The following is a 13,998-nucleotide window of genomic DNA, read 5'->3' as shown; positions in this document are numbered from 1 at the left end:
AGACACTCCCCGTGAGGTCGACGATTGGGTCGATCGACGGTCGGCCGTCCCGCCAACCGTCATGATCGCGGGGACAAGTGTCACAGGCCTCGATGCCCGTACACCAGCGAATTCAGTGAACATATTGGACTGATCCCTAGCGGGTTTCGAGACCGCCGGCCGCGATCACTTCCCGGTACCAGTGGGCGCTGTCCTTGAGGGTGCGGGCCTGGGTGGCGTAGTCGACGTGGACGAGGCCGAACCGCTTGCTGTAGCCGTACCCCCACTCGAAGTTGTCCAGGAGGGACCAGACGAAGTAGCCGCGCAGGTCCACCCCGGCACTCATCGCCTCGTGCACGGCGGCGAGGTGGGCGTGCAGGTAGTCGATCCGTTCCGGGTCGGGGACCCGCCCGTCCGGCGTGACCCGGTCGACGTACGCGGCGCCGTTCTCGGTGACGTACATGGGGATGTCGCCGTAGTCGCGGCGGATCCCGAGCAGGACCTCCCGCAGCCCGGTGGGGTCGATCGACCAACCCATGTCGGTCACCGGTCCGGGGGTCGGGTGGAAGACGATGTCCTGCGCGGTCGGGTACGGCGTGCCCGGGTCGGACTGCCCGGCGGGTGCCGCGCCGACCAGGTCGGGTTGGTAGTAGTTGACGCCGAGGGCGTCGATCGGGGTGCTGATCACCGCCAGGTCGCCGTCCCGGACGAAGGACCAATCGGTGATCCCGGCGGTGTCCGCCTGGATGTCGGCCGGATAGGCGCCGCGCAGCAGTGGGTCGAAGAAGATCCGGTTGAGCAGCCCGTCGATGCGACGGGCGGCGTCCAGGTCGGCGGGGGCGGTCGACACCGGTCGTACCCGACCCGCGTTGAGGGCGATCCCGACCTGTCCGGTGGTCGCGGCGGCGCGCAGTGCCCGGGTGGCCAGACCGTGGGCGAGCAGCAGGTGGTGGGTTGCGGTCAGGGCGTCCCGGTGACTGGTCCGGCCCGGCGCGTGGCCGCCGGAGCCGTAACCGAGGAAGGCGGAGCACCACGGTTCGTTGAGGGTGTTCCACAGGCGTACCCGGTCGCCCAGCCGGCTGGCGACGGCGGACGCGTAGTCAGCGAAGTGGCCGGCGGTGTCCCGGTTGGTCCAGCCGCCCGCCTGTTCCAACTCCTGCGGGAGGTCCCAGTGGTAGAGGGTGGCGACCGGGGTGATCCCGGCGGCGAGCAGCGCGTCGACCAGGCGGTCGTAGAAGTCGAGCCCGGCGGCGTTGACACCGGCGCCGCCGGCGGAGCGGATCCGGGGCCAGGCGACCGAGAACCGGTACGCGGCGAGGCCGAGTTCGGCCATCAGCGCGACGTCCTCGCGGTAGCGGTGGAAGTGGTCGGTGGCGGTCTCGCCGGTGCCGCCGTCCTCGATCCGCCCCGGTGTGGCGGCGAAGACGTCCCAGATGGACGGCGTACGGCCGCCCTCGGTCACCGCGCCCTCGATCTGGTACGCGGCGGTCGCCGCCCCCCACCAGAAGTCGACCGGGAACCGTAGGTCGCCCCGGCGGTCGCCGGTCAGCGTCTCCGTTGCCCCGAGGATGGTCATCCGATCTCCAGCTTCTACGACGACGGACGTTCTACGACGACGGGCACGAGATTCCCGCACCGGAGAGCGCTCTCCGGCCACTCTCGCCAGAGTCCCCGGAGCGGCCCTCGATGTCAAGAAGGGCCGGGCAGACATCGACGGATCTCTTGACATGCCGGAAAACTCGGCGTAACACTTCGAGCAACGGAGAGCGCTCTCCAATGAAAGCACCGATCCCACCCCCGCCGCGACCCCGTTGTCGTCGAGAGGCAGGAGTCCACCGTGTACCCGGTCCCCCCAGCCCCACCAGCCGGGCCGACAGCCGTGCCCCGACGCTGGCAGGTCCTGCTCCCGGCCGCCCTGCTCGCGCTGGTCGCGGCCTACCTGTTCGTGGCACCACCACCGGCCAGCGCGGCCGACGTCCTGCTGTCGCAGGGCCGCCCCGTCGTGTCGTCGTCCGACCAGGCCACGGACACCCCGGCCACGGCGGCGGTCGACGGAAACCTCGCCACCCGCTGGTCGAGCCAGTGGTCCGACCCGCAGTGGATCCGGGTCGACCTCGGCGCCACCGCCACCATCAACCAGGTCGTCCTGCGGTGGGAGGGCGCGTACGGCAGCGCCTTCCAGCTCCAGACCTCACCGGACACCGTCACCTGGACCACTGTCTACTCCACCACCACCGGCACCGGCGGCACCCAGACCATCCCGGTCACCGGCACCGGCCGCCACCTGCGGCTGTACGGCACCGCCCGGTCCAGCGGCTACGGGTACTCGCTCTACGAACTCCAGGTGTACGGGACCACCGGCACCACCCCCACCCCGAACCCGACCGGCGGCTGCGGCACCGACAACGCCGCCCTCGGCCGTCCCGCCACCGCCTCGTCCGCCCAGGCCGCCGACACCCCGGCCGGTGCCGCCGTCGACGGCAACCCGGGCACCCGCTGGTCCTCGGCCTGGTCGGATCCGCAGTGGCTCCAGGTCGACCTCGGCACCGTACGGAGCATCTGCCAGGCGGTCCTGCAGTGGGAAGGCGCGTACGCCAGCGCGTACCAGATCCAGACCTCGACCGACGCGACCACCTGGACCACCGCGTACGCCACCACCACCGGCACCGGCGGCACCCAGACCATCCCGCTCACCGCCAGCGGTCGCTACCTGCGGATGTACGGCACCACCCGGGCCACCGGCTACGGGTACTCCCTCTACGAACTCCTGATCCGCACCGGCGGGACCAGCACACCGCCTCCCACCACGCCGCCACCGACCCCGACCCCGACGGACCCGGTCCCCGGCAACTGGACCACGCTCTGGACCGACGACTTCACCGGGCCGGCAAACACCAGCCCGTCGGCGGCGAACTGGCTGCTGCGGACCGGGACGCAGTATCCCGGCGGCGCCCCGAACTGGGGCACCGGCTCGGTCGAGACCGCGAGCGCGTCGACCGCGAACGTGCACCTCGACGGCGCCGGCCGGCTCAACCTGCGGGCGATCCGGGACGGTGCCGGCAACTGGACCTCGGGCCGGATCGAGACCCAACGGGCCGACTTCACCCCCCGCCCCGGTGAGCTGCTGAAGTTCAGCGCCGTGCTCAAGCAACCGGACGGGACGAACGCGCTCGGGTACTGGCCCGGCTTCCGGGCCACGGGTGCTGCGTACCGAGGCAACTACAACAACTGGCCGGGGGTCGGCGAGACCGACATCATGACCGACGTCAACGGACGCAGCCAGCTCTCCCAGACCCTGCACTGCGGCACCGCGCCGGAGGGGGTGTGCAACGAGTACAACGGCCGGACCAGCGGCCTGGCGAGCTGCACCGGATGCCAGACCGGCTACCACGAGTACGCGCAGGTCATCGACCGGACGAAGACCGACGAGGAGATCCGGTTCTACCTCGACGGCCGGCAGACCTGGGTGGTCCGGGAGAGCCAGGTCGGTGTCACCGCCTGGCAGGCCGCCGTGCAGCACGCCTTCTACCTCCGGTTCGACCTGGCCGTCGGCGGGTCGCTGCCCAACGCGGTCGCCGGGCAGACCACCCCGACCCCGGAGACCGTCTCCGGCGGCACGCTGAGCGTCGACTCGGTGACGGTCGCCCGCGCCACCGGGACCGTCCCGGCCGCGATGACCGACCCGGCCACCCCGGCCGGACCGAGCGTGGTCCGGGTGACCGGCACCCAGGGCAACTGGCAGCTACAGGTCAACGGCGCGCCGTACGAGGTGAAGGGGCTCACCTACGGTCCGCCGCAGGGGGCTGCCGACGGTTACATGCGCGACCTGAAGAACACCGGGGTCAACACGATCCGCACCTGGGGGGTGGACGACACCCAAACCCCGACACTGCTCAACCGGGCCGCGCAGCAGGGCATCAAGGTGGTCGTCGGGCACTGGCTCAACCAGGGCGCGGACTACGTCAACGACACCGCGTACAAGACCGCGGCCAGGAACGAGATCGTGGCCCGGGTCAACGCACTCAAGGGCTACCAGGGCGTCCTGATGTGGGACGTGGGCAACGAGGTCATCCTGACCATGCAGGACCACGGGTTGCCGGCCGCCGAGGTCGAGGCGCGCCGGATCGCGTACGCCCGGTTCGTCAACGAGATCGCGGTGGCGATCCACGCCGCCGACCCGAACCACCCGGTCACCTCCACCGACGCGTGGACCGGGGCATGGCCGTACTACAGGACGTACGCGCCGGCGCTGGATCTGCTGGCGGTCAACGCGTACGGAGCGATCGGCACGGTCAAGACGGACTGGATCGCCGGTGGTTACACCAAGCCGTACCTGGTGACCGAGGCCGGACCGGCCGGCGAGTGGGAGGTCGACCCGGACGCCAACGGGGTCGCCAAGGAGCCGTCCGACCTGGAGAAGCGGGCCGGCTACACGGCGAGCTGGAACGCGATCAAGGCGCATCCGGGAGTGGCGCTGGGCGCGACCGAGTTCCACTACGGACTGGAGAACGACTTCGGCGGGGTCTGGCTCAACGTCACCACCGGCGGTTGGCGCCGACTCGGTTACCACGCGCTGCGGCAGGCGTACACCGGTCAGGCGTCGGCGAACACCCCACCGGAGATCACCGCGATGACGGTCGGTTCGCCGACCTCGGTGCCGGCCGGCGGGCAGTTCACCGTCGAGGTGGCCGCGAGCGATCCGCAGCAGGACCTGATCCGGTACAACCTGATGGTCAACAGCAAGCACATCAACGCCAACCGCGGGTTCGACCACGTCAGCTTCACCGAGACCGGCAACGGGCGGTTCACCGTACGGGCGCCGGAGCAACTCGGGGTCTGGCTGGTCTACGTGTACGCGTTCGACGGTCACGGCAACGTCGGCATCGAGCAGCGCTCGTTCCGGGTGGTCCCGCCGACCGTACCCGGCACCAACGTGGCGCTCGGCAAGCCGGCCACCGCGTCGTCGTACCAACCGACCGGGCCGAGCGGGCCGCAACTGCCGTCGTACGCGGTGGACGGCAACTTCGGCACCCGCTGGGCGAGCGAGTGGGTCGGGGCCGCCTCGATCCAGGTCGACCTCGGTACGGTCACCACCTTCAACCACGTACAACTGGCCTGGGAGGCGGCGTACGCGAAGGCGTACCAGATCCAGACCTCGACCGACGGTGCCACCTGGACCACGGTCTACTCGACCACCAGTGGCAACGGTGGATTCGACAGTCTCGCCATCTCCGGCACCGGCAGATACGTACGCATGAACGGCACGGAACGGGCCACCGCCTACGGCTATTCGTTGTGGGAGTTCGGCGTCTACCGCTGACGTTTCCTAGGGGCACGGAAGGGATGGCGGGTGCCGGTGGGGCGCCCGCCATCCCCGCGTCGACCCGAATGGATGGGAAAGCGCTCTCCGTTCGCTGTGCTATAAATGCCGGCATGAGCATCGGTGCCGCACTCGATGAGCGGTGAGATCCGGGCCGGTGCCCGGCTGCCCACCCTGGAGGACGTTGCGCGGGTCGCCGGTGTCTCCCGAGCCACCGTCTCGCGGGTCGTCAACGGGATCCGCAACGTCGACCCGCAACTGCACGAGGTGGTCTGGCACGCCGTCGAGGTGACCGGGTACGTGCCGAACCGGGCAGCCAGATCCCTGGTCACCCGTCGCACCGGCACCGTCGCCCTGGTCGTCTCCGACAACGAGGACCACGACGACGACCCGTTCATGAGCCGGTTCTTCGCCGACCCGTTCTTCGGCCGGGTCGTCGGCGGCCTGCTGAGCGTGCTGCGCCCGCTCGGCATCCAGCTGGCGCTGCAACTCGTCGGCACCCAGCAGGCCAGGGTCCGGCTCGTCGGCGACCTGCGACAGGGCCAGGCCGACGGGGCGGTGGTCCTGTCACTGCACCCCGAGGACACCCTGCCCGCGCTGATGACCGAGGCCGGGCTGGCCGCCGTACTGGTCGGCCGGCCGGCGACCCCGCTGCCGGTGAGCTACGTCGATGTCGCCAACGACGCGGGCGCCGCCCTCGCCGCCGACCACCTGGTCGGCCGGGGCTGCCGACAGGTCGGCATGATCAGCGGCCCGGTCGACGTGCCGGCCAGCCAGGACCGGATCGCCGGCTTCCGCCGGGCGATGGCCCGGCACGGTCACCCGTACGTGCCGGCAGTCGCCGGGAACTTCACCCACGACAGCGGTGAGCAGGCGATGTACCAGCTCCGCCGGGAGCACCCGGGGCTGGACGGGGTGTTCGTCGCCAACGACCTGATGGCCCAGGGGGCGCTGATGGCGCTGCGTGAGGCCGGGTGCCGGGTGCCGGACGACGTCGCCGTCATCGGCTTCGACGACAGCTCCGCAGCCCTGGCCGCCCGACCGCCGTTGACCACCATCCGGCACCCGCTGGAGGACATGGCCGCGGAGAGCGCGCGGCTGCTGCTGGCCCGGATCGACGACCCCGAGCAGCGGGTCACCTCGGTCATCTTCGACCCGGTCCTGGTCCACCGCCAGTCGGCCTGACAACGGGTACGGGGCGTGCCGGGCTTGATCGGCCCGCTCCGCTGTGACGAGCCGATTCAAGGTTCACCCAATGTTCCCGCCAGGTCGGTGGCGCAGGGTCGATTCATCCGCTCCTCGCGTACGGAGTGGGCACCGGACGGGCAACCGTCTGGCGAAATGCGGGGGACTCGGCGCACAGGACGAGTCGCATCGGTTTCCTGGCCCGGAACTCTCCGCCTATGACGGAGGTGGCGAATGAGACGACTGCTCGCAATCATCGGTACGACGGCCATGCTGATGGTGGGCATCCTCGTCGTTCCCACGGCCGCGTCGGCCGCGGATTACGAGACGGACTACGTGGTGCCGACGACGACGCCCATCGTGGGACCATGCCTGGTCATCCAGGAAGCCGAAGGTTGCTTCAAGGAGTACGGCGACCAGTGGAGCATCCGGAGCTGGACATCCGGCACCGTACGGGTGGAGTGGCAGAACCAACTGTGGGACGGCTCCCAGTGGGTGCTCTACCGCATAGGTGGCTGTATCAGCAATCTCGGCTACGGCCAGTCAGGCGTCTGCAACAAGGACTACTACGAGTCCAGCAGCCGAAACTACTTCGGGTCTTACGGCAGCAGGATCAGGTGGAGCACCTGCGCTCCGACCTGCTCGGGCTGGGGGACATGGGTGAACAACAACTCCTGACCGGGTCAGGATGCCGGATCCCCTGACCAGCGTCTGTCCTGGATCGACGCGCTGCAATGCGCGGCCAGCCAGGGCAGGACGTCCTCGATCCGGGTGACCTGGTCGGTGGGCGGGGTGGGGGGACGGTCGACCATCACCACCGGAAGACCGAGCCGGCGGGCGGCGTGCAGCTTCGCCACGGTCATGGTGCCGCCGCTGTCCTTGGTGACCAGCACGTCGATGTCGTACCGGCGCAGCAGGGCCAGTTCGCCGTCCACGGTGAACGGGCCACGGTCCAGCACCACCGCGAGGCGGCGCGGCAACGGCGGCTCGGGATGGTCGACCGAGCGGACCAGGAACCAGTGCCGGTCGAGGTCGGCGAAGGCGGCCAGGCTCTGCCGGCCGGTGGTGAGGAAGACCCGCTCCCCCAGCTCGACGACGGTTTCGGCGGCGGCGGCCAGCGACGGGACCCGCCGCCAGGCGTCACCGGGCTGCGCGGTCCACCCCGGTCGGCGTACGACCAGCAGCGGCACCCCGACCTCGGCGCAGGCACTCACGGCGGAGGCGCTCATCGTGGCGGCGAACGGGTGGGTCACGTCCAGCACCGCGTCGACCCGTTCCCGGCGCAGCCAGTCGGCCAGCCCGGCCGGGCCACCGAAGCCACCGATCCGGACCTCGCCCTCGGGCAGCGCAGGGTCGGCCACCCGACCGGCGAGCGAGGTCACCACCCGCCACCCGGGCCGGTCCCGCACCAGCAGGGCGGCCAGGCGACGGGCCTCCCCGGTGCCGCCGAGCAACAGGACGGTCAGGTCCGCCACGGCCACCACCGCCTCTCCGACACGCGCAGTCGTACCCCCGGGTCGGTGACCGTCCGGGCGGCAGGCATGCTGAGCTGGTGACCAGCGGCAGGACCCCGACCCAGCTGCGGTACGGCTGGACGACCGGTGCCTGTGCCACCGCGGCGACCACCGCCGCGTACACGGCGTTGCTCACCGGCTCCTTCCCGGACCCGGTGGAGATCACCCTGCCGAAGGGACAGCGACCGGCGTTCGCCCTGGCCCGCGAGGAACTCGGCGACGGGCGGGCGTTCGCGGGGGTGGTGAAGGACGCCGGGGACGACCCCGACGTGACTCACGGGGCCCTGGTCTGCGCCACCGTACGCCCGGCACCGACCGGCTCCGGCGTGGTGTTCCAGGCCGGACCGGGAGTCGGCACGGTGACCAAACCCGGCCTGCCGCTGCCGGTCGGCGAGCCGGCGATCAACCCGGTGCCCCGGGACATGATGCGCCGGGCGGTGGCGGAGGTCGCCGACCGGCACGGCGGCACCGGGGACGTGCTGGTGGAGATCTCCGTCGAGGGCGGCGAGGAACTCGCCCGGCACACCTGGAACCCCCGGCTGGGCATCCTCGGCGGGCTGTCCATCCTCGGCACGACCGGCATCGTGGTGCCGTACTCCTGCTCGGCCTGGATCGACAGCATCCGGCGCGGTGTCGACGTGGCCCGCGCCGCCGGGCACCGGCACGTGGCCGCGTGCACCGGCAGCACCTCCGAGCGGGTCGCCACCGAGCTGTACGGGCTGCCCGACGACGCGCTGCTGGACATGGGCGACTTCGCCGGGGCGGTGCTGAAGTACCTGCGCCGGCACCCGATCCCCCGGCTCACCGTGGCCGGTGGGATCGGCAAGCTGACGAAACTGGCCAACGGTCACCTCGACCTGCACTCCGGCCGGTCGCAGGTGGACTTCCGGGCCCTGGCCGAACTGGTCGCCGGGGCCGGCGCCGGTCCCGACCTGGTCGAGGGCGTACGCGGGGCGAACACCGCGCTGGACGCGCTGCGCCAGTGCCAGGCGGCCGGGCTGCCGCTCGGTGACCTGGTCGCCCTCGGTGCCCGCAACACCGCCGCGGAGGTTCTGCGCGGCGCCCCGGTCGAGGTCGACGTGGTGGTCATCGACCGCGCCGGCACCATCGTCGGCCGCACCCCCTGACCCGACCCGGTCGCCGGTTCTCCCGACCCGTTCCACCGACGGATCAGACACGGCAGCGGGTGGTCGAGTAGAGGTGGCTGTCGGGGAACGTGGCGGCGGTGAGGACGTCACCGACGATCACCACGGCGGTACGGACGATGCCGGCGTCGCGTACCTGCTCGGCGATGTCGGCCAGGGTGCCGCGCAGGACCAGTTCGTCGGGGCGGCTGGCGCGGGCGACCACGGCCACCGGGCAGTCCGACCCGTAGTTGGGGACGAGTTCGTCGACCAGTTCCGTGATCCGTTGCACGGCCAGGTGCAGCACGAGGGTTGCCCGGCTGCGGCCCAGGGTGGCCAGGTCCTCCCCCGGCGGCATCGGGGTGGCGCGGGCGGCGGTGCGGGTGAGGATCACCGTCTGCCCCACCCCCGGCACGGTCAACTCCCGGCCGAGCGCCGCCGCGGCGGCGGCGAACGCGGGCACTCCCGGCACCACCTCGTACGGCACACCGAGGGTGTCCAGCCGGCGCATCTGCTCCGCCATCGCGCTGAACACCGACGGGTCACCCGAGTGCAGCCGGGCCACGTCCAGGCCGGCGGTGTGCGCGGCGAGCAGTTCGGCCACGATCTGGTCCAGGTCCAGGTTGGCCGTGTCCACCAGCCTGGCCCCGGGCGGGCAGTGGTCGAGCAGTTCGGCCGGCACCAGGCTGCCGGCGTAGAGGCAGACCGGCGCCGCCGCCAGTCGGTCCCGGCCCCGGACCGTGATCAGATCCGCGGCGCCCGGACCGGCACCAATGAAGAAGACCGTCATCGTTTCGCCACCGTCCACTGGGTCACCGGCAGCATCGGCCGCCAACCGGTGAAGTTGCCGACCGGCGCCGCCCGCTGGACCGCCAGCCGGATCAGGTCACCGCCGAGCCGGTCGTACGCGTCGGTCACCACCCGCTCCGACTCCAGGGTGACCGCGTTCACCACCAGCCGGCCGCCCGGCCGCAGCGCCTCCCAGCACCGGTCGAGCAGGCCCGGCACGGTCACCCCGCCACCGACGAAGATCGCGTCCGGCGCCTCCAGTCCGGCCAGCGCCTCGGGCGCTGCACCGCGTACGACATGCAGCTCCGGGACGCCGAGCGCGGCGGCATTGACGGCGATCCGGTCCGCCCGTGCAGGCTCCCGCTCGATCGCCACCGCCCGGCAGGACGGGTGCGTACGCAACCATTCGATCGCGATGCTGCCGGCGCCCCCGCCGACGTCCCAGAGCAGTTGGCCGGGGATCGGCGCCAACCGGGCCAGGGTCACCGCGCGAATCTCCCGCTTGGTCAACTGCCCGTCGTGCTCGTACGCGTCATCCGGCAGGCCGGGGACCAGCGGACGTACCGCCGCGTCCGGGTCGGCGTGGCAGTGCACCGCGACGATGTTCAGCGCACCGGTCGGCTCGTCCCATCCGGACGCGGTGCCGACCCGGATCCGCTCGTCCGGCCCACCGAGCGACTCCAGTACGGTCAGCGCGCTCCCGCCGTAACCACGGTCGGTCAGCAGGGCGGCCACCGCCGCCGGGGTGGCGCCGTCGGCGCTGAGTACGAGCAGCCGCCGGTTCGGGTGCACGGACCGGTGCAGCCGGTCCACCGCCCGCCCGACCAGGCTCACCACCTCCACCTCGTCGGCGGGCCAGCCGAGCCGGGCACAGGCGAGCGAGACCGACGACGGGTGTGGCAGGACCCGTACCCGCTCGGGTCCGAGCAGCCGGGTCAGCGTCGTACCGACGCCGTAGAACATCGGGTCACCACTGGCCAGTACGCAGACGGCCCGTTCCCCGTGCGCGTCGAGCAAGCCGGGCAGGGCGGGCAGCATCGGCGACGGCCAGGCGATCCGTTCCTGGTCGAACGGCGCGGCGGCGGAGGCGCCGACCGAACCGGTGAGGTCCACGGGGAGCAGGGCGAGTTGTCGGGCACTGCCGAGCAGCACCTCGGCCGAGCGGATCGCGGCTCGGGCCGCCCCGGTCAGCCCCGCCCAGCCGTCCGCGCCGATCCCGACCACCGTCACCACCTCGGCGGGCTGGTCAGACATTGCCGAGCACGCGGGTGACCCGGATCTCGATGACCACCCGCTCCGGGTTCGGACGCGGCTGCCGGTAACGCTCGGCGTAGCGGCGCTCGGCGTCGGCCACCGACGCGGGGTCGTCCCGGATCACCGCGTGGCCTTCGAGCGTCGACCAGCGGCGGCCGTCGACCTGGCAGACCGCGACCGGGCCACCGGCAGCCGCCAGGTGGACCACCTTGCGGGAGGTACGCGAGGAGATCACCCTGGCCAGGCCGGTCTCGATGTCGTACGTGACCCCGACCGGCACCACGTGCGGGGTGCCGTTGGGCCGGATGGTGGTGAGCGTGCACAGGTGGCGTTCCCGCCAGAACTCCCCGAGCGCGCCGCCGCCCGGTTCGACCCGGTGATCGACCTTCCCGCCGGTCCGCTCCGTCATCTCGTCTCCTCGCTGTGCCGATCCCCGCCGTGCCGATCCACGTCATACCGATCTTCGCCGCCCTGGTCCGCGGCGGCACGGTGGTGACGGTACGTGTCCGGGTCACCGGCCGGGGCGGCGACCGCCACCGTGGCCGTACCGTCGGTGTGCTTGGTGACCAGCAGGATCGGCTGCGCACCGGTGTCCCGTACGGCGCGCAGGGCGGCGGCCTCCGCCACGCTCGGCGTACCGACGGTGACCTGCGCCAGGGCGGACGGGTGCGGCACCCGCTCGCCGGCCAACGCCTCCGCCGGGTAGCCGAGCAGGGGCCAGCCCCGGCGGGCGGCGACCTCGACCAGGGCCGGCGATGCAGCCCGCCGATCCACGGTCGCCAGGGCGGTCACCCGGGCCGGGTCCAATCCGTTGCCGGCGAGCGTCGCACCGATCAGCGTGTCGAGGTCGTCGGCGTGCACCGCCGACCGGGCCCCGACACCGACGATCAGCGACACGCGGCGACCAGGTTCCGGGCCAGCGACGGCTGACCCGCCCAGTGCAGATGCAGGTACGAGGCGTGCACTCCCCCGACGACGAAGCCCTCCGGTGCCGCGTCCCGCCACGCCCAGGCGGGCGCCCGACCGGCTCGGGGGGTGATCGTGGTCCGGTGGAACTCGTGCCCGGTGACCCGGGTGCCGGTCGGCGCCAGCACACTGTCGGTCAGCGCGACCGCGTCCCGGTAACCCAACGTGAGCCGGCTGGTCATCACCGCCTCGGCGTCCAGGACCCCGCACATCGGTGCCCCGTCCAGGCTGCGGCAGAGCCAGAGCAGGCCGGCGCACTCGGCGGCGATCGGGGCGCCGGACGCGGCCAACCGGGCGACCTCGGCGCGCAGCGGGGAGTTGGCGGTGAGCTGTTCGGCGTACACCTCGGGGAAGCCGCCGCCGACGATCAGGGCCGCCGTGCCGGGGGGCAGCGTCTCGTCGTGCAGCGGGTCGACCACGGCCACCTCGGCACCAGCCGCGCGCAGCAGTTCGGTGGTCTCCGCGTACCCGAAGCTGAAAGCCGGACCACCGGCGACCGCGACCACCGGGCGCGGCCCGGTCACGGCGACCGTCGGCGGCTCCCACGGTTGCGCGGCCAGCGGCGGCGCGCTGCGGGCCACCCCGAGTACGGCGTCCAGGTCGACGCTCTCCGTGATCAGGCTGGCCAGTACGGCCACCGATTCGAGTGCCTCGGCCCGCCGCTCCACCGCCGGCACCAGCCCGAGGTGACGGGACGGGGCGGCGATCACCGCGTGCCGGCGCAGCACACCCAGCACCGGCGTGCCGACCTCGGCGCAGGCGTCCCGGAGCAGCTCCTCGTGCCGGTCCGAACCGACCCGGTTGAGCAGGACCCCGGCGATCCGGATCGCCCCGGTCGCGGCCGAGCCGAACGAGCGGAAACCGTGGACCAGGGCGGCCACCGAACGGGCCTGCGCGGAGGCGTCGACGACCAGCAGCACCGGCGCGTCGAGCAGGGCGGCGACGTGTGCGGTGGAGCCGAAGTCTCCGGCGCCGACCCGCCCGTCGTACAGGCCCATCACGCCCTCGACCACGGCGAGGTCGGCACCGGCCGCACCGTGCGCGAACAGCGGCCCGACCAGGTCCTCCCCGACCATCACCGGGTCCAGGTTGCGCCCCGGTCGGCCGGCGGCGAGGGTGTGGTATCCGGGGTCGATGTAGTCCGGGCCGACCTTGAACCCGGCCACCCGCACACCCCGTGCGGCGTACGCGGCCAGCAGCCCGGTCGCGACGGTGGTCTTGCCGTGCCCGGAGGCGGGTGCCGCGATGACCAGTCGGGGAACCGTCACCACTCGATGCCCTGCTGGCCCTTGCGGCCGGCGTCCATCGGGTGCTTCACCTTGGTCATCTCGGTGACCAGGTCGGCGAGGTCGACCAGATCCGGGTGTGCGTCCCGGCCGGTGATCACCACGTGCTGGTTGCCCGGCCGATCACGCAGCGTGGCGACGACGTCGTCAATGTCGATCCAGCCCCACTTGATCGGATACGTGAACTCGTCCAGCACGTAGAAGCGGTACGCCTCGGCGGCCAGGTCGCGTTTGATCTGGGCCCAGCCCTCGGCCGCCTCGACCGCGTGGTCACGCTCGGTGCCGGGGCGCTGGATCCAGGACCAGCCCTCGCCCATCTTGTGCCAGACCACACTGCCGCCCTTGCCGCTCTCACCGAGCGCACGCAGCGCGGTCTCCTCGCCGACCTTCCACTTGGGGCTCTTCACGAACTGGAAGACGGCGATCGGCCAACCCGCGCTCCAGGCCCGCAACGCCATCCCGAACGCGGCGGTCGACTTGCCCTTGCCCTGACCGGTGTGCACCGCCGTGACCGGCTGGCGGCGCCGCTCCCGGGTGGTGAGACCGTCGTCGGGTACCTGCTCCGGCTTGCCCTGGGGCAT

Annotated in this window: 12 protein-coding genes; 4 read left to right on the top strand and 8 right to left on the bottom strand. The window is 72.2% G+C overall.

All coding sequences use genetic code 11. From position 1 onward, the window contains the following. Positions 1–136 precede the first annotated feature (136 nt). A complete protein-coding gene (locus ACWEFB_RS28665) occupies positions 137–1,555 on the bottom strand; it encodes a GH1 family beta-glucosidase (RefSeq protein WP_452290332.1) in 1,419 nt (472 codons plus the stop codon). Positions 1,556–1,816: 261 nt separating this feature from the next. Here ACWEFB_RS28665 and ACWEFB_RS28660 point away from each other — a divergent pair, with 261 nt between their 5' ends. From ACWEFB_RS28660 to ACWEFB_RS28650, 3 genes are all read left to right on the top strand, one after another. Next, positions 1,817–5,299: a discoidin domain-containing protein gene (locus tag ACWEFB_RS28660; RefSeq protein WP_452290330.1), complete on the top strand. Its 3,483-nt coding sequence runs from the start codon at positions 1,817–1,819 to the stop codon at positions 5,297–5,299. A 135-nt stretch (positions 5,300–5,434) separates the two neighbouring features. After that, a complete protein-coding gene (locus ACWEFB_RS28655) occupies positions 5,435–6,484 on the top strand; it encodes a LacI family DNA-binding transcriptional regulator (protein ID WP_326558821.1) in 1,050 nt (349 codons plus the stop codon). A 234-nt stretch (positions 6,485–6,718) separates the two neighbouring features. Further along, positions 6,719–7,162: a hypothetical protein gene (locus tag ACWEFB_RS28650; RefSeq protein ID WP_452290328.1), complete on the top strand. Its 444-nt coding sequence runs from the start codon at positions 6,719–6,721 to the stop codon at positions 7,160–7,162. A gap of 5 nt (positions 7,163–7,167) precedes the next feature. Here the strand turns inward: ACWEFB_RS28650 and ACWEFB_RS28645 are convergent, their stop codons facing one another. After that, entirely contained in the window at positions 7,168–7,959 is a 792-nt protein-coding gene (locus ACWEFB_RS28645) for a cobalt-precorrin-6A reductase (protein WP_452290325.1), read from the bottom strand. A gap of 77 nt (positions 7,960–8,036) precedes the next feature. Between ACWEFB_RS28645 and ACWEFB_RS28640 the strand changes: the two genes are divergently transcribed. Further along, positions 8,037–9,125 carry a cobalt-precorrin-5B (C(1))-methyltransferase gene (locus tag ACWEFB_RS28640; RefSeq protein WP_452290323.1) on the top strand — a complete coding sequence of 363 codons (1,089 nt, stop codon included), beginning with the start codon at positions 8,037–8,039 and terminating at the stop codon, positions 9,123–9,125. Between the two features lie 43 nt (positions 9,126–9,168). Here ACWEFB_RS28640 and cobM read toward each other — a convergent pair whose 3' ends face one another. Genes cobM through cobO form a run of 6 tightly spaced genes read right to left on the bottom strand, consistent with a single transcriptional unit; the run spans position 9,169 to position 13,998 of the window. Then, on the bottom strand, positions 9,169–9,912 hold the full coding sequence (gene cobM / locus ACWEFB_RS28635) for a precorrin-4 C(11)-methyltransferase (protein WP_326558824.1): 744 nt from the start codon (positions 9,910–9,912) through the stop codon (positions 9,169–9,171). After that, complete coding sequence (cbiE, locus tag ACWEFB_RS28630) at positions 9,909–11,165, bottom strand: precorrin-6y C5,15-methyltransferase (decarboxylating) subunit CbiE (protein ID WP_452290321.1); 1,257 nt, start codon at positions 11,163–11,165, stop codon at positions 9,909–9,911. Before cbiE ends, cobM begins: the two co-directional genes overlap by 4 nt. Further along, entirely contained in the window at positions 11,158–11,574 is a 417-nt protein-coding gene (locus ACWEFB_RS28625) for a pyridoxamine 5'-phosphate oxidase family protein (protein WP_326558826.1), read from the bottom strand. The genes cbiE and ACWEFB_RS28625 overlap by 8 nt, the downstream gene beginning before the upstream one ends. After that, a complete protein-coding gene (locus ACWEFB_RS28620; RefSeq protein WP_452290318.1) occupies positions 11,571–12,062 on the bottom strand; it encodes a cobalamin biosynthesis protein in 492 nt (163 codons plus the stop codon). The genes ACWEFB_RS28625 and ACWEFB_RS28620 overlap by 4 nt, the downstream gene beginning before the upstream one ends. Beyond that, entirely contained in the window at positions 12,053–13,402 is a 1,350-nt protein-coding gene (locus tag ACWEFB_RS28615; RefSeq protein WP_452290316.1) for a cobyrinate a,c-diamide synthase, read from the bottom strand. The genes ACWEFB_RS28620 and ACWEFB_RS28615 overlap by 10 nt, the downstream gene beginning before the upstream one ends. Continuing rightward, positions 13,396–13,998, bottom strand: a complete 603-nt coding sequence (gene cobO / locus ACWEFB_RS28610; RefSeq protein WP_363590740.1) for a cob(I)yrinic acid a,c-diamide adenosyltransferase — start codon at positions 13,996–13,998, stop codon at positions 13,396–13,398. The genes ACWEFB_RS28615 and cobO overlap by 7 nt, the downstream gene beginning before the upstream one ends.

This window comes from Micromonospora sp. NPDC004704, from assembly GCF_053601675.1.
Note: the sequence above shows the minus strand (reverse complement) of the source record. Positions and strands in the feature narration are given on the sequence as shown.